A 21,200-nucleotide genomic window follows, 5' to 3' on the forward strand; every position below is an offset into this window, starting at 1 on the left:
GCGGCGCGACCTCTTCCCCTAACACGCCGAGCCGGGGTCAAGCCCGTTGCTTCTGCAACGTGGAGGCCGCCTGCTCCTTTTTCGCCGCCGCCGGGAAGATGTCAAAGATATAGTCGCTCGCCTCCAGCGCCACCCGGTCCATCTTTCCTGCATCCACTCGCTTGCTTACTTGATCGCGCGACAACTCAAACACAGCATCGAGGATTTGCGCGCGCTCCTGCGGGCTTGCCTTGCCGATCTCAAACAGCACGCGGGCGCTATGCTGGATGTATCGCGGGGAAAGCAACTGGCGCTTCAGCAGTTCCATGATGACCGGGGCCTTGGAGCGGTCAAAGCGTCCAGGATCGCCGCGGCGGTCAAGTTCGGCGAAGAATTCTGCCGTCCACTCGTTGTGGTAGTTCCACACCTTGTCGAACATCGAGTGCGTAAAGCGCGTTCCGGCTTTCACGGGTTCGGCGTTCCTGGCAAGCTCAACGCCGTCTTCGGTGAGCATGGAGCGTTTGAACATGCCGTCTTTGGTGATGGCGGCCTCATGACGCGCCACCTGCCACAGCCAGGAAACGTTGATGCGGTAAGTGGCAAGATCGTTCATGAAACGCAGCTTGAGCTCGTAATCGTCGATGGCGGCGGCGAAGTTGCCGTTCAGGATCTGGAAACCGTAGTTGGCCGCCATGTAGAAGGCGTGCTGGATGTGCTCGATAGTGACCTCGCCCTCGGGCACGCCGTAAATCGAGTCCCAACGCTCTGGCGAGAAGATTTTTTCCGGCGTTTCCACCATCTCCTTGCTGATGACCGCCGGCGTGATCCTGCCTTCAGAGTTCAACAGGCCGCGTGATCGCAATACGCCGCGCTCGACATCGCTCAGCCCGCTCGGAACGGTGGGGACAGCCTTGCCGTTCACGTCGGAGGTTTCAACTTGGGCGTCGAGCCGTGCCTGGAGTTCCGCCACGGGTAACCGCAGCGGCTCATTGCCGGCAGCGACGTAGGCCGGCTCAGGACTCGCCACCCAGCTCTGGCGGTAAGCGTCATAAAGATGTCCTTTGGCTCGTCCAGCGAGAATGTCATCCAGCGTCGGCTGTCCTTCCGGCGATCCCTCGGGCACAAACATCAGGCCGAGCAGGCGTTCGCGCAGCTTGTCGATGACCATGGCCCGAAGCGCGAGCGGGTTGTAACGGGAGCGGCCGTAGGCATCGCTGGACTGGTAGATCATCACGGCTGCCATGCCGCCAATGGGCGCGGCGTGGGTGAGTTCGGCGTTTTTCATGCCTGCCATGAGCATCATCAACGCGTTGTAACGTTGATAGGCGATCATGGTCGGCGTTGCCATTCCAATCGTCTGGGGATCGGGAAAAATTCCCTCCGGATCGTCTTTCCACATCTCGATAATGCTACCGAGATAATCCCACCGTCCTACATTAGTACCGAGCAGGCGGCGACGCAGCACCCAGGCGATCGCCGGCAGAGTGCGGCCGGCGTTCCCTTCCTCGTACAGAATCTTGATCTTTAGTATGCCGAGCGGAAGGCCTGCAATGTTCTCGATGCGCGAAAGAATCTTTTCCAGCACCACGGCTTCGCGCGGCGTCTGCAACTTCGGAATGTAGAAATACACTCCGGTGCCGGCGCGCTGGAGAGCGTCATAGTTGTTGAGAGTCCAGAGGACGATGACCGCGATCATGCCCGGCGCAGGACGGCCGTCCACCTCAATGTGGTCGTACTTGACGTGCATGCCGGGCGGGCGGTTGAAGCGCGTCGGCCACTGCGAGGGCGGCTTATTGATCTTGTAGGAGCGCGTCTTTCCCTTCTTCACCACTTCGTAGGCGCGCTCGTTCCAGCGGCCGTCGTGAATTTCGCTCGCGTTCTGCAATGCCTGGTAAACGCCGATGGGCTGGGTTCTCGAGACGCCGTACGGGCGAAAATGAGGCGGCGAAGCGTCTTCCCAGTCCGGCATGTTGACGGGCGCAGGACTGTTGAGCGCGTTGAACGCCATGTCCAGCGGCGCCCACGGCCCGGTGAGTTCCAAACCGGCATTGGTGAGCGGATGGGCGTCTTTCGGGATCGGCGTCTCGTCGTTGAGCCGCCAGCGCCATTCGCTCTCGCGGCCGAAAAAGTTGTCGATCATGCCCTGCACGATTTGGCGGAATGTCCAAGGCTTGCCGCTGAGCGGATCTTCGAATTTCTCCTCCCAACTGGGCCAGGCGTACTTCTCGCGCGCCGGCGCGGGCGATGCCAGCAACTCGCGTCGCGCGCTGAGGACGGAGGCGATGTCGGGACGCAGCTCGCGGGTGAGCGTGGCGATCGTTTCCTCGACGTTGACCTCGCGGCCGTTGATTTTCTTCTTCCCGAATAACTCGGGAAACTTTTGCAGGACATCCTGCTGGATCATGGCCTGGTCCTCCTGAAGGTTTCGCTGAAGCCCGCTGCACGCAGGCGGAAAGTAACACGATCGTCCAGATAAGCCGGGCAAACCGGACAATTGTAGAACAAGGAAGACGGCGAAAGTACCGCTTCAGCTTACACTCGTGGGGCGAAGGTTGCATGTGAGGTTGACCGGTCTTGCCCGGGAGGAGGACCGAATTGGGCTTCGTCAGTGGGCACTAACCCGGACGGCGCGGAGATGGAAATTATTACGAGTAGCTGCCCAGAAGACACTCTCCTAAGTAGTGGCGATTCAACATTTCAGCACCGCGTGAATTGGCAGTAAGGTTGCCCTTTACTATCCGCGATGACTAAGCAAAATACTTCCCAGCGGCAGTGCCCAATTTGCCGAGGCAGCGGCATGGACGACAACGGAACGCCGTGCAGAACCTGTGGCGGCAGCGGTGAGCTCACCGCGAAAAGCGGTGACCGGCGCGCTAGGAGGAGTTGGCTCCGGACTGGTGCATCAAAGAGAGGATGCGTCGCTTCGGGCCCTACCTTCTCCTCACTTTGATTCTTGCTTTTGGAATCTCGACCTTCATCGCGCTATCGACCTCCGCAGCCAGTCCTGCCTCCGCCTCCGACTCGAAGGTTAAGACGGACGGAAAGCCGCCGACCCGGTTACTGATCCGGTCCGGAACCTTGGTCAGCGAGGAGGGCGCGCCGATCCAGCTGCGTGCCTTTGAGGCCGACATCGCCACCGGCACAGACGGAAAGTCCGAGCACATCGGAAACAAGATCGTACTGGTCAAGACGGGAGACGCCTTCCTGAGTAACGATTCGCTCAGCCAGTTGCTCACCAGCAAACTGAAAGACCACAACCTGCAAGACATCAAGGTCACCAACGACAAAGGCAGGATGAAGATCGCCGGCCAGGCGAAGAAAGGCGTGACCGTGCCGTTCACGATTGAAGGGCCGGTGTCGCTCACCGACACGGGACAGATCCGGTTGGAGCTGGAGAAAGAGAAGGTGGCGCACTTACCGAAGGGCGTGGTGGAACTGCTGGGAATCAGTCCCGAGAAATTGGCCGGCGATGGCACAGTGAAGGGCGTGAGCATGGACAAGAATTTCATCTCCTTCGATCCCGACTTGCTGTGGGGGCTGCCGGTACATGGCCAGGTTACGCGGCTGGCGGTGCAGAACAATGGCTTACTCCTGAGGTTTGGGGTGCAACCGCAAAAGAAACGCGCGACGCAGTTGCGAACTGAGAGCGGAAGGTAGGCCGGCAGGCTGCAGGACCGACGCCTAAGCTGCCTGCATGGCGATACCGCCCCAGACAAGACCGGGAAGGCGCATCTGGAGCTTGGCCGGGGTGAGGTCCTTGCCGAACATCTTGCGCATCGCCCGGTACATCCAGCGCAGGTGCCAGGGCGCCTGATCTTTTTCCAAACCGGAAATGCGCGCCATGCACATTTGGATGCTGCGGAAGTGAGGAAGAACCACAAAACAGGGCGCCTACAAGCGACGCCCCATAGCGTTTGTGAAATGAAATAGGGGCTGCCAGCGTTTGCCGGCGAGCCCCCGGAGGATCACAGACGTGCGATTCTAAACCAGAACGGGTTCCTTTTTTTCTGCTGCCCGCAGAACTGCCGCAGGCGAAGCAGGCTTTTCTTTGACCGGCGGCTTCAATTTGCGCAGCACAAACCAGGCCAGCACTGCCGCGATCATGTCGAAAGCAATCGCGACCTTGAACACGCCGGCCCAGCCCACCTTCGGCATGGTGAACTTCAGGTGGAAGCCAGGAATGTTCGGCACCACGGTCATTACGAGTCCGTAGGTGATGATAAGTCCGGCTACCACCAGCAGAATGGCCTTGGCCGGTCCCAGCTTGATGCGCAGTACGGAAGGCGCAACAAACAGGGAAAACACAACCAGCAGGCCGCCGATCAGCAGCAGGACATCAGCGCGGAAGTCAAACGCCTTCCCCGCCGCCAAGGCCGACCCGATGGGCACGAACACGGAAGCTGTACCCTTGGCGGTGTACAGGAAGCCGTAGTTCGCGGTGGCATGCTTGCGTCCGAAGAAGTCACCGCAGAGGGCCGGGAACAGCGAGTAAATCTCGGCCCATCCGAAGAATGTGAAAGCACTGAAAATTACGAAAAACAGCGGCTTGTGAGCGAAGGTAACGAGCAGATAGATGGCGCAGGATTCCAACCCGAATGCCAGCGTCATCGTCTTCTCGCGTCCGATATGGTCGGAAACCCAGCCCCAGAACGGCCGGCATAATCCGTTGATTACGCGGTCGGCTTGCAGGGCGAAGGCAAGGGCCGGTAGTGACCAGAACAAGAACTTGATAATGACCTTGTCCACCTTGAAGCTGGCGGCCATGGGGGCAAGTTGTGCCGTAGCCATCAGCCCGCCGGTGGCGACCAGCGTCATCATGAAGTACATCAACCAGAAGTTCTTTGTGCCGAACATCTCGGTGGGCGTGAAGTCGTCCAAGGTCTGGCGTTTCTTCGCGACGATGTCCTTGCCGATCATGCTTTTCGGCAGCCATCCATCGGGCGGCGCCTTGAGGAAGACCGCACACACGACCACCATGGCGCCCTGGATGATTCCCCATTTGATGAAGGTCGCCTGATAGCCCGCCGAGTTAATCATGTTGGAGATGGGCAACACGGTCAGTGCCGAGCCGGCGCCGAAGCCGGCCGCGGTCAGACCTGCCGCAAAGCCACGATGGTCCGGAAACCATTTCAGCGCGCTGCCAATGGCAGTGCCGTAAACGATTCCCGCCCCGATTCCGGCTACGGCGTAAGCGAGATAAAGTTGGGTAACGGTTTCCGCTTTTGCGCTGTACACCCACCCAAGTCCGGCCATGATGCCGCCAAGCAGAACCAGCAGCTTAGGGCCAAACTTATCCACCAGCCAACCCTCGAAGGGCACGAGCCAGGTTTCAAGCAGCACAAAAACGGTGAAGGTTACCTGAATGAGGGCCTGCTCCACCTTAAGCTGCTTCTGGAGAGGTCCTACAAACAGAGTCCAGCCATACTGGAAGTTTGCAACCGCGACCATGCTGGTAACGCTGAAGAACAGAATGAGCCAGCGGTTCGATAGAAAAGATTGCGATACTTCAGGGGCCGTGGGTCCAGCCGATGGCATCGCCATAGACATCAACCTCCTGTCGCAACGAAGAGATTTCGAGGCGCGAACGGGCCACCCGCGCGGCGCGGATGGCCCTTTCCTGCATTTAGAGTTCCTTCTCGAGCCCGGCCCCGAGGGGAATGACCCCGGGTACGAGCCACTTGGTCCACATTTCGTCCACTTTGCTCTGGAAGAAGTCAATGTCTTCGTCGATGAAGTGGTTGAAACGGCCTTGCTTTTCCAGATAATCACGAACCGGGAGGCGCTTGAATTTTCCCTCGGCAATTTGCTTGGATTTGCCGTAGAGCTTCACTGCGCCGTTCTCGATTTCGTACAACGGCCAAACGCCGGTGTTGACGGCCAGCTCGCCGAGCTCGTGCGCCTGGAGAGGATCGAAATCCCATCCCTTGGGGCACGGGTTCAGACAATGCACGAAGGTCGGTCCACCGATGCTGAGGGCGCGGCGGACAACGTTCATGGCCTGCAACGCGTAGGACGTGGAAATGGTCGCCACGTACCGGCAGGTGGGATGTCCGATAGCCATCAGGGGCGCGACATTCTTCTTCCAGCGGTGATTCATGATGCGACGCTTCTTGCCGGGGAAGCTGAACGAGGTGTTCGCTCCGTAAGGAGAAGTGCCGGAGATCTGAATGTCGGTGTTGGCATAGGACTCGTTGTCGTACATGAGGATGAGGAGGTTGTAATCGGGATGGGTCAGAGTCGCCGAGATGGCGCCCAGGCCCATATCCGCGCCACCACCGTCGCCGCAGAAGGCGATGACGTTGATGGGCTCATCTTTCATTTTGCCTTTGCGCATCTGCGCGCGGAACGCGGCGGCCGCGCCCAGCACAGCAGATCCGGAGCTGCCCAGCTGGGTATGCATCCAGGGCACGCCCCACGGGGTGGTGTAGTACGACGTGTTGGCGACGTACATGCAACCGGTCGAGCCCAGCACGATCGTGCGGGGGCCGGCGGCCTTGGCCAACAGCCGCATCATCTGGGCCGACTCGCAGCCTTGGCAGGTGCGGTGGCCGGATGTGTAGTATTCGTTGTGGGGGACTTTCTTGACACCCTTAAAGTCCTCCAGGTTTTGGGTCGGTTTTTCGTCTACAAAGATAGCCATGTTGTCCTAATCCTTTCCGGCGCCAGGTACACGTCCGAGACGTGCTAGTCCCGCAGCCCGATCCATTGCGTCAGCGGTACGGACTTGCCTTCCGCAGCCTCGAGCGTCTTCTCGGTCATCGTCTTGACATCCTGCAACGTGACCTCGCGACCACCCAGCCCGGAGATAAAGCCCAACACCGGCGGCTTGGGTCCCTTGCCCGGATACAACGCGGTCCTGACTTCGGTGGCGACCACGCCGCTCAGGTAGGGAGAGCCGAAGGAGAAGTCGCGATCGACAACGCCAACGGCCTTGAAACGGCTGAGGCACTTGGCCAGCTCCTCGGCCGGGAAGGGCCGGAACCAGCGCAGGCGAACAAAGCCGACCTTGATGCCTTTCTTGCGCAGATCGCGGATGGCGACGTGCATCGGCATCGACATAGTCCCCATGCCGAGCAGGACGACGTCAGCATCCTCGGTCATGAACTCCTCGAAGAACGGGTTGCCGTACTTGCGGCCGAAAATCTTCTCGAAGTCGGTATAGGCTTCGCGAATGACGTCCATGGACCGCTCGGTGACAGCGAAGTTCTGCTTGCGGACTTCCATCACCCAGTCCTCGTTGACCTGAGGCGCGATGGAGATGACGTTGTCCGGGTGCATCAGCAGATTGCCGCGGTCGTAGCGGGGCAGGAACTTCTTGACCTGCTCGGCCGAGGGAATCTTGATCAGCGACTGCGAGTGGGTGAGGAAGGCGCCGTCGCAACTGATGGCGCAGGGCACCAACATGCGGGGATCTTCCGCCACGCGGTAGGCGATGAGGGTGGTATCGAGGCACTCCTGGCCGCTATCAACCCAGGTCAAGAGCCAACCGAGGTCGCGGACGGCAAGAGCATCGTTGTGTTCGGTACCGAAAGCGCCGGGATCGTCGAGCGCGCGGTTGCCCACCATGGCGATCATGGGGACGCGCAGCGCCGGGGTGACGGTGAGGGCTTCCATGGCGTACATCCAGCCCACGCCGCTGCTGCCGCAGAAAACGCGGGCGCCGCAGACGGAGGCATGCTTGACGATCTCAAATTGTGAGTGTTCGCCCTCGGCCACGATGAACTCGCAATCCATCTCTCCATCAGCGTTCAACTGGGTGATGTATTGCATGACCGTGTCGTACGGGCGAATCGGATAAGCCGTGACCACGTCCACGTCAGCCAGCTTGCAGGCGATCGCCATGGCTTCCGAACCCGTTATCAGGGCTTCCTGTTCGGCTTGTTTTTGTTCTGCCACTGCCATTGTTGCCATACGATTCTCCTTCTAGCTAGGCTTTCTGGGCGATTTCCAGGGCCTTGGCGGCCTGGTCCTTGTACTGTCCTTTGAAGCGGTAACCGTGCGAACGCTCGGCTGCCGGAGCCGCCACCAAGGTGTTCAGCGTCGCTTTGTAGGCTGCCTTGTCCTTGCGGAAGGCTTCCCACTGGCTGGCGCTGTTCACAAAGGCGGTTTCCGGAACCATGCGGATGCAGTCGGGCACCGGGCAAACTTCTTCGCAGATGCCGCACCCGCAGCAGGCTTCGAGGTTGGCATCATAGGTGCCGTCGGGCGTGACATCGAACGACCCATCCGGGCAGTTCAGCCAGCACAGCGTGCACTTAGTGCAGGTCTCGAAGTTCACTACCGGGCGCAGGGTGCGAGTAGTCGCTTTTTTCAACTTGTCATTGCGGACCGGACGGAAGCCGCCGAGCTGCTTGGTGACGGGGTCAGGATAGGGACCGCCCTGCCCCTGCCCCGGGATGGAAACGCCCAGGCGCATGGCAGAGGAACCGATGAGCTCGAAGTGCTCAAGTTTTTCGGCATTGCCGGTGCCGGGCTTCACGTCGATGGTGGAGAACTTGTCGAAGACATTGCGGGCGGAGGTGACTTTTAAAGGATTCTTCAGACTGCCGCTGATGAATTTCTCCAACGCGGAGAACTTTGCAAGTTCCGGCAAAGCCTTGACGATGGCACCGAGGATACGCACGTCAGTGTGATCATCTTTGAAGACCCACATACCGGAGAAGCTGGTGACGCCACGGACCACGCCAAGCTTGTAGGGCTTATCGTGGGTGTGGAGCGCCTTCAGCAGGGTGGTGGGCTGCTCCAGCGAGGCAACGATCAGGGTCGCGCCCGCCTTGAGGTGCTCGGTCACAGGCTGGACGCCGTACCAGCCCCAGGACTCGATCCCTTTGCAGAGCGTGTCGTCCAGGACAACGGTGACGTCGGTTTGTTTGGGCTCGTACTGAGCCATTCCTTTTTCCAGGGTCTCATCGTCGGTAGCGACAATGGCAAAGCTCTTGGCGGGAATGCCGTTCCGTTCGGGGCTGTCCCCGTAACGGCCAAAGGAAAGGCCTGGTTTGCCCTCATTGTGGGCGGCCAGGACGATTCCGCGGCAGATATTCTTCGCCAGAGTCTTTTGGAAGACCCCACGGTAGATGATTTCGATCGCAAATAACTGGCCCATCTGGCGACCTCCATTCGTTTAGTGCTGCATGAGTACGAGTTGCGTGACTTCCTCCAGGTGTCGGCGCATGGCCACTTCCGCGGCCTTGGCTTCCCCCCGGCAAAGTGCGGTAAAAATGCGTTTATGACCTTCGAAGGACTTTTGTGGCCTTCCTTCGAACTGCATATTGCGTTCGCGAGTTTCCCGGAGCAGGTCCATGAGCACGTCCACTACATGCAAGACCACGGAATTGTTGGCGGCCGCGGCGATGATGTAGTGAAACTCGGCGTCCTCGTCGATGGAGAACTCGCCGCTAGCCACCTTGTTGGCCTGGCTTTGCAGGATCTGCTCCAGGCGAGCGAGCTGTTCGGCGCTAATGTGGCGCGCGGCGCGCGCGGCGATCGGAGGCTCGACAATGATGCGGACGTCGAGCAACTCGGCAACGTGCTTGCGCTTTTGCAGTAGCGCGGAGAACAGCGGGTTCACCAGCGCGTCAGGAGAGATGTCGCGAACGATCGTCCCGGCACCCTGTCGCGGTTCCACCAAGCCAATCATTTCCAGCCGGCGAATGGCATCGCGGATGGAGCTGCGACTGACTTTGCACGAAGCTGCCAGTTCACGTTCCGAGGGGAGCTTGTCACCGGGCTTCAGCTCCTGGAGGATGAACTGTTCCAGTTTCCGCGCGACCTGGTCGTAGACCTTGTCTTTGCGGACTTCAAAGGGCGGCTTGAGGGTGCTGGCCAAGGGCATTCTGCAACTGGTCTGACAACCCGACCAGTGCACAGTCTAGGCCGCGCAGAAAATCCCGCAGTGATTGGCATCACCCGGCATTGTGACCAAAACGGAACGGCCGGTGATGACCGGACATCGGGTTCGCATTCAGATCATCGTGCATGGAGGAGCTCCGCTGCGTTAAGAGCGCGGGCCAGCAGCAAACCAGCATCCCCGGCGTGCGCGCCCTAACCCGGATGATGATTCAGGCTTTGACCGTCTCGCGGAGTACAATCCTGAACGAGTTCCGAGGAGAGGGACCCCTATGTGCGCCGAAGCCAAAAGCCCGGTATTGCAAATGGAGGTGGATCGTCAGCCCGAAAAAATCATCGTGCGCTGCACCGGGCGGGTAAACCTGGACTCGTGGACCTTATTTTCCAAGACCGTACGTGACCTGTTTGCCGAGCAGAAACCAATTCGCGTGGACCTGTCGAATGTGACCCTGGTGGACAGCACCGGGATCGGGGCCTTTGTCAGCGTGTGGGCGTCGGCCAAGGGCAGCGGCAGCGACCTGAAGTTCTGCAATCCCAACAAGCGCGTGCAGGACGTGGTGGAGATCACCAGGCTGCACGGCATGTTCGAAAACTTTCCCACCGGCGCGGGGGCGTAACAATGCGAACATGTAAAGGCGCCCGTGAGCCGATGCTGCACGGACGCCGAACCTGATTCGATCAGATGAGCTTAAGCCAATTTCTTGACTGACTGAAGCACTCGCCCCACGCACAGGTTTCTCCGATTGCCGAATTGGAACGCCGGCTTCGTCGAAACGTAAACGTTGGCTTGCGTCACCGCGCCTTGGCGAGCCGCCGCTCTACAATAATCGGCGAATGAAGGTGCTGTTGTTGCGGAGCGGCCGATGCACGCATCGCTGATCGAAAGCCAGTTATCACAGATGACGCCGGAACAACTACGCGCAGCGGCGGCGGCTATGCTTCCGCCGGCGGCGACGACCAGCGAACGCGTCAGCGCGATTGAAGCTGCATTGTCCAGTCCTGGGGGCCAACAGCTGCGCGAGACCATGGCGCGATGGATCGTGCGCGAACTGGTGCCGGTGGAGGCTCTGGTGCCCGAGGCATACGCGGCATGGCGAGCGCCGGTACGCGACGCGATGATGTACGTAGTTACCCACCTGTCGGCGGGAAGGCTGGCGCCGAAATTACTGGAACAACTGGAACTGCCGCCGAAAACGTCGGCGGAAGCGCGCCTGCTGCGGCTGATCGCAAAAGTGCCGGGACTGCAAAAGCTCGGCCAGGTGATCGCCCGCAATAGGCACCTGAGTCCGGCACTGCGCAACGCGCTAGCAAAGCTGGAAAACGGAATTCGGGATGTTCGTCCAGAGGACATGGCGGCGATTATCCGCCGGCAACTGGGCGCCCGCCTCGACGAATTGCAGGTCCAAATCAAGCCCGGTATTTTGTCGGAGGCGAGCGTCAGCGCGGTGGTGCGTTTCACCTGGCTGGATGCCGACACGGGCAAGCGCCAGCGCGGCGTGTTCAAAGTCCTGAAGCCGCACATCCCCGACTGCTTCGCCGAAGACATGGAATTCCTGCACGGCCTGGCACAGTGGTTCGGGACGCGGCACCGCGAATACGGATTCGGGCGTCACGTGATCTCGGACACCTTCCAGAAAGTGCGCCGGCTGCTGCAACACGAAGTGGACTTCGCGCGCGAGCAGAAGACGCTGCTGGAAGCGTGGGAACAGTACCGGAACGAAAAGAAGGTGCGCGTGCCAAGGCTGATTTCAGCGCTGTGCACGCCCACGATTACCGCCCTCACGGAGGAGCGCGGCGTAAAGGTAACGAATGCAGCGGCGCACCTGCCGGATTGGCGGCGGCGTCAGATCGCCGAGCAATTGGTGGAAGCGCTGGTGGCGGTGCCGCTGTTTGCCGCCGACGAGAACACCCTGTTCCACGCCGACCCTCACGCCGGCAACCTGCTTTACAACAGCGCGACCCGGGAGTTGATCATTATTGATTGGGCTTTGCGCGAACGACTGACTCATGTCCAGCGCCGCCACCTGGCGCTGCTGTTCCTGGCCATGACGGTGCGCGATCCGGTGGGAACGGCCGAGGCGGCGCGGGCCCTGAGCCAGTTCCGGATTAAGACGCGTTCGCCGCAGGCACGGACGATCCGGCGTTGCGTGACTCGAATGCTGGAGGAGATGCCGGCGACAAAGCTGCCCAGCGGAGCGGATGTCATGCGGCTGCTGGAGAGGCTGGCGGTGCAGGGCATCCGCTTCCCTGCTCCGCTGATCATGTTGTCGAAGGTGCTGCTGACGCTGGACGGGATCGTGGAGGATGTCGCGGGAGTGAAGCCGGGAATCGGCTTCTCGCTCGCGCGCCACCTGGCGCAGCGCTGGATGGCCAATCCCGCCGCGTTTCGCTCTCCGGTCCAGGCGAAGGACTGGCTGACACTGCAGTGCAGCGCGCTGCTCTATCCCAGCCGTTTGTGGGTGCGGGGCGAAGAGGCGCTGTTGAACCGTCTTCTGCCGGAAAAGCGGCCCTGATCGCAGAATTCCGCCGAGGGCTCAAAACCGGCATTTCGGAACCAACCAGGCGCTACGACCCCGAATCGATCGCCGCCAGGCGCTCGGCGATGATGGTGTACACCGAGGGATTGAAGACCAGCCCGACGTGCGTGCCGGAAACTTCGAAATCCACTTCCTGGGAACCGCTGCGACAGTAGCGCCAGTTCACGATGCCGTCGTCGCGCGTGTAGATCGCGGTCTGGACAACCGACTCCGGCAATTCCCCGCGCAGCGAATTCACGAAATCGCAGGTGCAGCGAGGCGTATAGCAGTCGGGATTCACGCGCTCTCCATGCTGGTCAAGAATGTGCCGCCGGACAACATTGGTGGCATCGAGCACTGACTGGTGCAGGACGGTGCCGCGGAAAGGGGCTCCCAGCGTGGTAACGGAAGCAACGTCTCCCGGCATCTGCGCGGCAACCGAGCGGGCAATGATGCCTCCCAGGCTGTGCCCGATCAGGTGCACTTTGGCACCCGATTGCCGACGCGCCGTTCGAATGGTCCGGGCAAGGCGATAGCGAATCAGCAGGTTGGGACACTCGGCATTGACGCCGATATTTGACAAACACGAGCGATACCCGACGCGCTGCAACCAGGAATTGAGGTGGGCGACGTAGATGTCGCTGCCCAGGAAGCCGGGAATTACGACCACTGCCGTGCCCGCACCGTGTGGTATCCCTAAACCGTAGAACACCGGCGAGGCGTGCAGCAGGAGGAGCTCGGCGCCGAACAGCGCCTCTTTCCAGATGGCAAGATTGGCATCCGCCTCGTGTTCGCGCACCCGGGGCCGGGCCGCACCGCTATCCACGGTTCTGCGTCGCGTAGCTCCTCGTCTCGTTCCCATTCGCTCGACCGAAACTCTTTCGCTGCGCCTCGATAACCTGCGGAGGGCCGCTAGCCTCAGGTGCCAGGTTGCTGCATGAGAATAGGGGACACGCGATTCCCAATCGCTCGTTTCGAGATATATCGCACGGCACGAGAATGTTCAAGCCTGTCGACCGGCGTGCCTCCGTCGAACTGCGGCGCGCCGGTCAACAGATCATTGCGCGTCCACCGTGTCAGGCGCCGGCGTGCGCCGCCTGGACCTTTTCGGTCTTGCGCGATGCGGGGCGCTTGCGGCGCTCCCTCATGTTCACCACTTTTGCACCATCCCGCGGCTTCATCATGGAGGTTATGAACGCCTTCTCCGCGTCCACAAAGTTCTTGACTCCTTCGCCGGTCAGGTTGGCCATGGGTAGCAAACGCGTCGGGGTCAGCATCTCGACGGTCTTGGTCGCCGTCTTGAGATTGACGTTCATCTGTTGTCCGATGACGTCGAGCAGCCGCTTCTGCGCCTCGATGAAGGCGTTGGTCGCCTCGCGCGCCAGCTTCGGCAGTTCCGTTTTCTTGGCGTGCTTGGCGGTGTCGGGTTTGCCTGACGTGGCCTTGGCAGTTTCCTGGGCTACGAGGTCGAGAAACTTCTTTTGCGCCTCGACGAAGGTATCCATTCCTTCGCGGGCGAGCTCGACCAGGTGCGTACCCTGATAGCCCTTGCCGGCCTTCACGTCTTCCAGCCAGGCGATGGTTTGCTTGCTCGTGATCTTCAAGAATTCCTCCTGCATGCGGATGAAGGTGTCGATACTGCGCCGCACCAGGTCGGTGGTGGCTACCAGCGGCATGGAACCGTTGACGCGCTCCTTGACGCCTTCCATGAGGATCTCGTTTTCCTTTTGCGCCATGTTGAGCAGGATTTGCTGCGCCTCCATGAAGCTGGAAGTGCCCTCGACGGCGAGTTCGGCGAGAATTGCCAAAGGTGAATTCTCCGGGTCGGATAGGCCCTCGCGCAGGTTCTTCATGGCAATCGCGTTTTGCCGCATCGCCACGTCAACCAGCACGCGCTGGGTAGCGAAAAAGCTTTCAACTCCTTGCTGCACCCACCCTGTCAGCAAAGAAAGGAAAGACGAAGGCCGGGGATGGGCGGCGGGACGGGGCTTGGTATCTCTTGGCATGATGCCTCCAATTTGCTGCGCTGCAGCATTACGATTAAACCCTAGTCTTTTCGCGGAAATGTGTCAATATGCTTCTTGAAATTTGTTGCACCGCACCGCCGAGGCAAAATGACAAAAACGGGAAAGGTTGTGATCCGGAAATACGCCAACCGCAGGCTCTACGACACTTCCGGCAGCCGCTACGTGAACCTGGAAGACATCGCCGCCCTCATCCGAAATGGGACCGACGTCCAGGTGATTGACGGCAAGACTGGACAGGACCTGACCCGCGTGACACTGACGCAGATCATCCTGGAGGATGCGCGCCATGAGCCCGCCGGGGTGCCGCTGGAATTGTTGCGGCAGCTGATCGTGACCTCGGACACGGTGCGGCGCGAATTCGTGAAGTCGGCAGTGGACGCTTACTCGAAACTGCAAGACGCCGTGCAGAGCGGGATCAGCGGCGTGCGCGACGCAGCGCTTTCGCCTCTCGAAGCGGTCAGCGGATTCATGCAGGCCAATCGCGGGGAATCGCGCGACGTGCAGGAGCTTCGCGAGCGTCTCGCGGAACTGGAAACCCGCGTAAACAAGCCGAAGCGGCCAAGGCGGCGGGTGAAACGCTAGGCAACCGCGGTTTGGTGGCGCGCCGGGGGCTGGGTCGGCGCGTCTTCAGGGGACGATGGTGTGTGCGACGAGGGTGGCACACGCGGGGGCACGGGCGCCGTGCCAGCCACCGATTGGTCCGGACTCGGCTTCACGGCACGCTGGCGTCTCCGCTTCCGCTTTGTCGGGATCAGGCTCTTCTTCAATTCCCCGAAGCTGGCGGCAAGCAGCTTTTCGAACTGCCCGAGATCAGGCACAGCGTTCACGTCACCGGTAAAGCCAAAAAAAGCGGTCCCGTTGTAAGTCAGGACGGCACAGTTCATGCCCATCTCCCCGCCGATAGGCACATAGGGATAACACGCGACCATCTTGTGCCCGAGCAGGTAGAGCGGCGTCTCGGGGCCGCGCACGTTGGTAAAAATCAAGTTGCAGATACTGAGCGGCAACTGGCTGACCAGCGGTCCAAGCAGAGCCTGCAGCGGGCTTGGGATGGTGCCGAGCAAAGTGCCGGCGAAGCCTACAAACTCAGCCAGACGCGCGTTTTTCAGCTGCGTCATCTGTTCGCGCACAACCGCGATTAGTTTTTTCGGGTTCGAGATGTCCAGGGGGAGCGTGACGGGAAGAAAGGTGATGCGGTTTCCGAGTTCGCCGGAGTCTTCCTTGGCGCGAACACTCACCGGAACAACAATGCGCAACGAACGTCCGCGAACCCGCACCCGGTGCAGTTCCGCATAGCCTCGGACGGCGGAGACAATCGTAGCCAGGGCCACGTCGTTCACGGTGGCGCCACAGGCGTCTTTCACGGCCTTGATCTGTGCCAGCGGAATCTCGGCCCAGTGAAATTTCTGCGGCCCGCGGCATACGATATTGAACGGCAAGCGCTCGGCCGGTGCGGCAACTTCCGGCAGCAGACGGTTGAATTCGGTTGCGAGATTCACCCCGCTCTGATGATTCGTGCCGTTGGGGACGGCTTCCGCCTGCGCGCGTCCATCGCGCGGCTTGGGGGCAGCGACGAGAGTTTCTGCAAAGCTCAGCAATTCCGAGTGCGCGCTCAGCAACTGCTGAACGGCCGAAAGAGATGATTGCACCAGGCTGTCCAGTAAGGATGGCTCTTGCCCTTCCGCGGGCGCGGCGGAACGCGGATGCGACCCGGTGCGCGACGGCGCCGGGCTGGCATCCATGAGAGCATTCATCAGGCCGATTCCGGCCAATCCGTCGGCCAGGCAATGATGCACGCGAACGATGAGTCCGGTGCGGTTCCCAGGGAGCCCGTGCACCAGAGTCAGGTCCCATAGCGGACGCCCGTGATCCATCCTCTGGCTCAGGATGCGGGCGGCTGCCTCTTTGAACGCCGCGGTGGTACTGCGGGAGAGCCGCGTCTCCCGGATGTGATTGCGCACATCGAACTCGGGATCGTGGCTCCAAGTTGGAAGCCCAAGATTCAAGGGCGGAATCTTTACCCGCTGCCGATAGCGCGGCACGACATCGAGCTTCGTCTCGATGTAGCGCATGAACTGTTCCAAGGGAATTTCGCCGTCGAAGATGCTGGCCGACGCGATATGCAGCGGCATACCCTCGCGTTCCAGGTACAGAAAAAGGGCGTCTCCGAACGAAAGAGAGTCGCGCTGTTTCAGTTCCGCCATGACCGTGCCCTCATGCCGGCAATTTTTCGCCGGTTGGTAGATGCGTGTCGCTGGACTGGGCGCCCCGACCCTGGTAAGCGCGCCAGAGCAGGTCGGACAACTCACCCATCAGCGGCATTCGCGGGTTCGATCGCCAGGAAGGATCGTCAAACGCAACCTGAATGAGATCCGGAACGGCGCGCTCAAATTCTTCTTTCGAGATGCCCATCTCCGAGATGGCACGGGGAAATCCGAGGCGATCGAGCAGTTGCTCGATAGCGCTCACCAGGTTCCTGACTTTTTCATTGATCGTGGAACCGCCCAGGCCGAGCCGGTCGGCGATGGCGGCATATTTCTTGTGCGCCACGTACGTGCGCTGGTTCGGGGAAGGCATGAACTTGGTCGGCACGGAAGCGTTGAAGGCGATGACGTGGGGCAGCATCAGCGCGTTGGAGCGTCCGTGCGCCACATGAAAACGGGCGCCGAAGGCGTGTGCGAGCGCATGGTTGACGCCGACCGAAGCGTTGGCGAACGCAATTGCCGCAATCGTTGCGGCATTGTGCATCATGGTTCGCGCCTCTTCGTTCCGTGGATTCTCGAAAGCAATCGGCAGGTACTCGAACGCCAGTTGAATCGCCTGCATGGCATTGGCGTCGGTGTAGGGCGACGCATAGATGGAAACCGCCGCCTCCAGCGCGTGCGTCAGGCAATCAATGCCGGTATCGGCGGTCAGGCCTTTGGGCATGGACATCACGAACTGCGGATCGACGATGGCGACGTCCGGCGTTAGGGAGTAATCGGCGAGGGTCACCTTGCGCCCGCGTTGCTTGTCGGTGAGCACGGCAAAAGGCGTGACTTCGCTGCCGGTTCCGCTGGTCGTCGAGATCGCAACCAGCCGCGAGCGGTTCACTTTCTCGCTGGGAAAGCTCACCACGCGCTTGCGAAGATCCAGGAAGGGCGCGCCGAGTTGCTCCAGGTCGGCCGCGGGCGATTCGTACTTGAGCTTCATGATCTTGGCGGCATCGATCACCGCGCCGCCGCCAAGGGCAATGATCTGGTCGGGCTGATACTGGTGGAAGTCCTGCACGCCTTGCGCGATCACACTCACTTCCGGCTCGGCATCGGGAATGATGGTCAGGTGAACGCGCGTCTCGGGTGGCAGGTGACGTCGTACGATGTCGGCGTGCCCGATCTGTTCCAGCGCTGCATTCGTGACGATGACGGTGGAACGCGATGGGATCTGCCGCAGGTTTTGCACGGCGTTCAGGTTGAAATAAATCTCGCTCGGAATGCGGAGCCACATGTGCGCCTGAGTCCTCCGGGCAACGCGCTTGATGTTGAGATAGTGAAAAACATTGACGTTGTCCATGGTGCTGTTGCCGCCGCCAGTGCCGCAGCCGAAGGAGAATGTCGGCACCATGTCGTTGTAAACACCGCCGAGCGCGCCAATGGAGCCTGGCGAATTGACGATAATGCGGCCGGCATTGATCATCTCCGCAAATTTCCGCACGATCGAATCATTGGTAGAGAAGATGACGCCGGTGTGCCCGAGTCCGCCGAAGTGGTTGACCTCAACGCAGGTCTTTAGCGCCTCATCGGTTGATTTCGCGCGATAGACGGCGAGCACGGGAAATAGCTTTTCCGCCGAGAGCGGAAACTCCGGGCCGACGCCCTGGATGGGCGCGATCAGCAGCTTGGTGTTGCCCTCGACCGGGATTCCGGCAAAGCCCGCGATGTCGGCCGCCTTCTGCCCCACGGCCAGTGGTTGCATGCACCCGGTTTTTGGGTCAATCACAGTACGCGCGAGTATCCGGGCCTCTTTATCACTGCAAAGATGCGCGCCGAGTTCAGCGAACTTCTTCAGCACCGCGTCATAGATCTCCTCGTCAATCACGACCGTCTGTTCGGAGGCGCAGATGGTGCCATTATCAAAGGTTTTGGAAGTGATGATGTCGACCACCGCCATGTCGAGATCGGCGGTCTTCTCCAAGTAGACTGGCGTGTTGCCCGCGCCCACGCCCAAGGCCGGTTTGCCGGAACTGTAGGCCGCTTTCACCACACCGGGGCCGCCCGTGGCATCGATCAGGCCGATGCCCTTGTGGTGCATCAGGTAGTCGTTGTCCTGCAGGGTGTGCGATTCCAGGCAGGTGAAGACGCCTTCGGGCGCGCCCGCCTTGAGCGCGGCCTCATACATCACCTTGACCGCCTCGTGGCAGCAGCGCCAGGCGTTGGGATGCGGGCTGAAGACGACCGCGTTTCGCGTCTTGATCGCCATGATGCACTTGAAGAGGACGGTCGAGGTCGGATTCGTGATCGGCGTCATCGACAGGATGACTCCGATCGGTTCTGCCACCTCCACCAGGCCGCGCTCAGGAAATTCCCGAATGGCGCCGACGGTGCGCTTGTCCTTTATGTAGTTGTAAACGAATTCCGTGGCCACCATGTTCTTGAGGGCCTTGTCTTCCATGACCCCGAGACGCGTTTCCTCGACGGCGAGCCGCGCCAGCGGCATGGCTTGTTGGAGGCCCGCCAGTACCATCGGCTGAACAATGCGGTCTACGTCTTCCTGGGTGTAGCGGGAAAACGCGGCCGCGGCGGCGCCGGCCTGCGCCACCAGGCCATCCAGGTACGCGATTCTCTCCTGGCTGATGATTGCAGGCTTCGCATCGGGAATTGCGGGATCACGTGGCGCCTGAGTTGGTTGGAGAACTGGGGCTGCGGTGGTCATGACGCCTTCTCTCCGGCACTTGGCTTGGCAACATGCCATGCTAACCGCGGTCGGACCAGCGGGAGCAGAATACGAAAGAGGAATGCCTTCGGACCCGTACCAGATTGGAACACGCTTGTGGCGCCTCACGGTGTGCCGTGCGTCACAGAACCGTGTTTATCGAAACTGAGGAGTGAGTTGCGATCGGATCGGCAGTATCGTTCCACGATGTATCCGCCGCACGCGGCACGAACGACATGGCGCGCTCGGCGAGGGCGGTGATGGTCAGGCTGGGGTTAACGCCGAGATTGGCTCCGACCACGGAGCCGTCACACACGTACATGTTCCGGTATCCGAAGACGCGGTGGCGATGATCAACGACGCCGCGCTCGGGAGAGTCGGCGATCACGCAGCCGCCGATGCAATGTGCGGTCCCGGGAACGTTGAACAGGATTTCCGGGAGCATGCTCATGGCGGTGCCGCCGGTCAGGCGGGCGAAATTTTCGGCAAAGGCATTGGCGGCAGGAATGTAGGTAGGGACCTTGTCACCGCGGCTGACCAGGAACTTGCGAAACGGCCAGAACCAGGGACGCTGCCAGCGCATCTCGATGTGGCCGTCCAGCGCCTGCATGCAGAGCAGGATCACCGACTCGCGCGCCCACCCCCACGGTCGAAACAGGCGCATGCTCTTCACCGGATGCCGCAGTAGCGCGCCCGCAAAGTTGGCGAGCCAGAGCAGAATCCGTCGCGGGCCGGGGCGGCCGCCGGTCAGGATGGTGGAAAGCAGGCTTATGGCGTCGGAGCCGCTCGGGTAGCGCACGGCCTCGACGTGCGTGTGCTCGTCGATGTAAATGCCCGAGCCGATGGCCACCCCTTTCGATAGGTCGTCCTTGCAGCCGGGAATTCGCACCCCGATCAGCGATTCGGAGTTGGTGCGGACGTGCTTGCCGACCTTGTCGCTGATGCGCGGAAGCGAACCGCCGTCCTTCAGTCGAAACATCAGCTCCATGGTCCCGAGAGAGGAGGCGGCGAAGACCAAGCCGCGGCAGGTGAACCGGTGCGGCCGGCGACGCAGCCAAGCGGTGGAGCACACTGTATGCACTTCGTATCCATCACTGCCGTCGGCGGCGCCAAGGGGCTTGACGTCGACAACCTGCGTCTCGGCAAAAATACGGGCGCCGTGTTTCTCCGCCAGGTAGAGATAGTTCATGTCCAGGGAATTCTTGGCGCCATGACGGCAGCCCATCATGCAGCCGCCGCAGGCGGTGCACGTAGTGCGCTCGGGGCCTTCTCCGCCCAGATAAGGATCGGGCACGGTCTTGCCCCCCTGGTCGCCTTCCTTGCCCTGAAAGATCGCAACGCTGGTGCGATAAAAACTCTGCCCCACGCCCGCAGCCTCGGCGGCGCGCTGCAGCAGGCGGTCCGCCGGGCCCAGAATCCGGTTCTCGGTTACCCCAAGCATCGCGGAAGCAGCATCGTAGTGGCGCGCCATTTCCCTCTTCCAATCCGCAAGGTCGCGCCACGACCCGGAGTCCCAAATCTTGTCGGGGGGGCGCAGGAGGGTGGCGGCATAGGTGATGGAACCCCCGCCGACAGCGCAACCGTGCAGGATGGTGACGTGGCGGAAGAAGCGCATGTTGAAGAAGCCGCGCAGCGCCAGCTTGGGCCGCCAGAACCAGCGGTGCAGCGACCAACTCGTCTCCGGATAATCGGCGGCGGTCCAGCGCCGTCCCATTTCCATGACGGCGACGCGGTAGCCCTTCTCGGTCAGCCGGTGGGCACTGACACTACCGCCGAAGCCGGAGCCGATCACGATAAAGTCGAAATCGAATTGTGGGGTGCCGGCCGCCATCTCAGCCGAACTATACTCGTCCTGCGGCGGCGCGAAGCGAGCGATTCGCTGTGGCCGGCGCTTATTCCCATTGTGGTTTAACTCAGCCAT

General features: G+C 60.9%; 16 protein-coding genes. 4 read left to right on the forward strand and 12 right to left on the reverse strand.

Annotation, left to right across the window (positions count from 1 at the left end; translation table 11 throughout):
- Nucleotides 1-37 precede the first annotated feature (37 nt).
- A complete protein-coding gene (locus VFI82_08805) occupies nt 38-2,383 on the reverse strand; it encodes a malate synthase (protein HET7184774.1) in 2,346 nt (781 codons plus the stop codon).
- Nucleotides 2,384-2,892: 509 nt separating this feature from the next.
- On the opposite strand from VFI82_08805, the gene VFI82_08810 reads away from it, so the two are divergent.
- Nucleotides 2,893-3,636: a hypothetical protein gene (locus tag VFI82_08810; protein HET7184775.1), complete on the forward strand. Its 744-nt coding sequence runs from the start codon at nt 2,893-2,895 to the stop codon at nt 3,634-3,636.
- 24 nt (nt 3,637-3,660) lie between these two features.
- Here the strand turns inward: VFI82_08810 and VFI82_08815 are convergent, their stop codons facing one another.
- The 6 genes from VFI82_08815 to VFI82_08840 all read right to left on the reverse strand — a co-directional run bounded on the left by VFI82_08815 (nt 3,661) and on the right by VFI82_08840 (nt 9,805).
- Complete coding sequence (locus tag VFI82_08815; GenBank protein HET7184776.1) at nt 3,661-3,822, reverse strand: hypothetical protein; 162 nt, start codon at nt 3,820-3,822, stop codon at nt 3,661-3,663.
- A gap of 138 nt (nt 3,823-3,960) precedes the next feature.
- Complete coding sequence (gene oxlT / locus VFI82_08820; GenBank protein ID HET7184777.1) at nt 3,961-5,520, reverse strand: oxalate/formate MFS antiporter; 1,560 nt, start codon at nt 5,518-5,520, stop codon at nt 3,961-3,963.
- Between the two features lie 82 nt (nt 5,521-5,602).
- Nucleotides 5,603-6,619: a thiamine pyrophosphate-dependent enzyme gene (locus VFI82_08825; protein ID HET7184778.1), complete on the reverse strand. Its 1,017-nt coding sequence runs from the start codon at nt 6,617-6,619 to the stop codon at nt 5,603-5,605.
- Between the two features lie 44 nt (nt 6,620-6,663).
- Nucleotides 6,664-7,890 carry a transketolase C-terminal domain-containing protein gene (locus VFI82_08830; protein ID HET7184779.1) on the reverse strand — a complete coding sequence of 409 codons (1,227 nt, stop codon included), beginning with the start codon at nt 7,888-7,890 and terminating at the stop codon, nt 6,664-6,666.
- Nucleotides 7,891-7,906: 16 nt separating this feature from the next.
- Nucleotides 7,907-9,082 carry a 4Fe-4S dicluster-binding protein gene (locus VFI82_08835; GenBank protein ID HET7184780.1) on the reverse strand — a complete coding sequence of 392 codons (1,176 nt, stop codon included), beginning with the start codon at nt 9,080-9,082 and terminating at the stop codon, nt 7,907-7,909.
- A gap of 18 nt (nt 9,083-9,100) precedes the next feature.
- Nucleotides 9,101-9,805, reverse strand: coding sequence for a FadR/GntR family transcriptional regulator (locus VFI82_08840; GenBank protein ID HET7184781.1), 705 nt, complete (start codon nt 9,803-9,805; stop codon nt 9,101-9,103).
- Between the two features lie 292 nt (nt 9,806-10,097).
- Here VFI82_08840 and VFI82_08845 point away from each other — a divergent pair, with 292 nt between their 5' ends.
- Together VFI82_08845 and VFI82_08850 are read left to right on the forward strand one after the other, a co-directional pair.
- A complete protein-coding gene (locus VFI82_08845) occupies nt 10,098-10,442 on the forward strand; it encodes an STAS domain-containing protein (GenBank protein ID HET7184782.1) in 345 nt (114 codons plus the stop codon).
- A gap of 246 nt (nt 10,443-10,688) precedes the next feature.
- Nucleotides 10,689-12,338, forward strand: coding sequence for an AarF/UbiB family protein (locus tag VFI82_08850; GenBank protein ID HET7184783.1), 1,650 nt, complete (start codon nt 10,689-10,691; stop codon nt 12,336-12,338).
- 52 nt (nt 12,339-12,390) lie between these two features.
- Here the strand turns inward: VFI82_08850 and VFI82_08855 are convergent, their stop codons facing one another.
- Together VFI82_08855 and VFI82_08860 are read right to left on the reverse strand one after the other, a co-directional pair.
- The gene (locus VFI82_08855; protein ID HET7184784.1) at nt 12,391-13,167 is read right to left on the reverse strand and encodes an alpha/beta fold hydrolase; all 777 of its coding nucleotides are present in this window, start codon (nt 13,165-13,167) and stop codon (nt 12,391-12,393) included.
- Nucleotides 13,168-13,417: 250 nt separating this feature from the next.
- On the reverse strand, nt 13,418-14,347 hold the full coding sequence (locus VFI82_08860; GenBank protein ID HET7184785.1) for a hypothetical protein: 930 nt from the start codon (nt 14,345-14,347) through the stop codon (nt 13,418-13,420).
- 108 nt (nt 14,348-14,455) lie between these two features.
- Between VFI82_08860 and VFI82_08865 the strand changes: the two genes are divergently transcribed.
- Entirely contained in the window at nt 14,456-14,950 is a 495-nt protein-coding gene (locus VFI82_08865) for a polyhydroxyalkanoate synthesis regulator DNA-binding domain-containing protein (protein HET7184786.1), read from the forward strand.
- Here VFI82_08865 and VFI82_08870 read toward each other — a convergent pair.
- The 3 genes from VFI82_08870 to VFI82_08880 all read right to left on the reverse strand — a co-directional run bounded on the left by VFI82_08870 (nt 14,947) and on the right by VFI82_08880 (nt 21,200).
- A complete protein-coding gene (locus tag VFI82_08870; protein HET7184787.1) occupies nt 14,947-16,572 on the reverse strand; it encodes a wax ester/triacylglycerol synthase family O-acyltransferase in 1,626 nt (541 codons plus the stop codon). The two genes, VFI82_08865 and VFI82_08870, sit on opposite strands and share 4 nt — an antisense overlap.
- Before the next feature lie 10 nt (nt 16,573-16,582).
- Nucleotides 16,583-19,279 carry a bifunctional acetaldehyde-CoA/alcohol dehydrogenase gene (gene adhE / locus VFI82_08875; protein HET7184788.1) on the reverse strand — a complete coding sequence of 899 codons (2,697 nt, stop codon included), beginning with the start codon at nt 19,277-19,279 and terminating at the stop codon, nt 16,583-16,585.
- A 142-nt stretch (nt 19,280-19,421) separates the two neighbouring features.
- Complete coding sequence (locus VFI82_08880) at nt 19,422-21,200, reverse strand: GMC family oxidoreductase (protein HET7184789.1); 1,779 nt, start codon at nt 21,198-21,200, stop codon at nt 19,422-19,424.

The sequence above is a fragment of the Terriglobales bacterium genome, from assembly GCA_035691485.1.
Classification (GTDB): Bacteria; Acidobacteriota; Terriglobia; order Terriglobales; family Acidobacteriaceae; genus JAIQGF01.

Bases quoted from the DNA above. Each gene is read 5' to 3' on its own strand.
- VFI82_08805 (HET7184774.1), bottom strand. From the start codon at position 2,383: ATGATCCAGCAGGATGTCCTGCAAAAGTTTCCCGAGTTATTCGGGAAG.
- VFI82_08810 (HET7184775.1), top strand. From the start codon at position 2,893: ATGCGTCGCTTCGGGCCCTACCTTCTCCTCACTTTGATTCTTGCTTTT.
- VFI82_08815 (HET7184776.1), bottom strand. From the start codon at position 3,822: ATGGCGCGCATTTCCGGTTTGGAAAAAGATCAGGCGCCCTGGCACCTG.
- oxlT (HET7184777.1), bottom strand. From the start codon at position 5,520: ATGGCGATGCCATCGGCTGGACCCACGGCCCCTGAAGTATCGCAATCT.
- VFI82_08825 (HET7184778.1), bottom strand. From the start codon at position 6,619: ATGGCTATCTTTGTAGACGAAAAACCGACCCAAAACCTGGAGGACTTT.
- VFI82_08830 (HET7184779.1), bottom strand. From the start codon at position 7,890: ATGGCAACAATGGCAGTGGCAGAACAAAAACAAGCCGAACAGGAAGCC.
- VFI82_08835 (HET7184780.1), bottom strand. From the start codon at position 9,082: ATGGGCCAGTTATTTGCGATCGAAATCATCTACCGTGGGGTCTTCCAA.
- VFI82_08845 (HET7184782.1), top strand. From the start codon at position 10,098: ATGTGCGCCGAAGCCAAAAGCCCGGTATTGCAAATGGAGGTGGATCGT.
- VFI82_08850 (HET7184783.1), top strand. From the start codon at position 10,689: ATGCACGCATCGCTGATCGAAAGCCAGTTATCACAGATGACGCCGGAA.
- VFI82_08860 (HET7184785.1), bottom strand. From the start codon at position 14,347: ATGCCAAGAGATACCAAGCCCCGTCCCGCCGCCCATCCCCGGCCTTCG.
- VFI82_08865 (HET7184786.1), top strand. From the start codon at position 14,456: ATGACAAAAACGGGAAAGGTTGTGATCCGGAAATACGCCAACCGCAGG.
- VFI82_08870 (HET7184787.1), bottom strand. From the start codon at position 16,572: ATGGCGGAACTGAAACAGCGCGACTCTCTTTCGTTCGGAGACGCCCTT.
- adhE (HET7184788.1), bottom strand. From the start codon at position 19,279: ATGACCACCGCAGCCCCAGTTCTCCAACCAACTCAGGCGCCACGTGAT.
- VFI82_08880 (HET7184789.1), bottom strand. From the start codon at position 21,200: ATGGCTGAGTTAAACCACAATGGGAATAAGCGCCGGCCACAGCGAATC.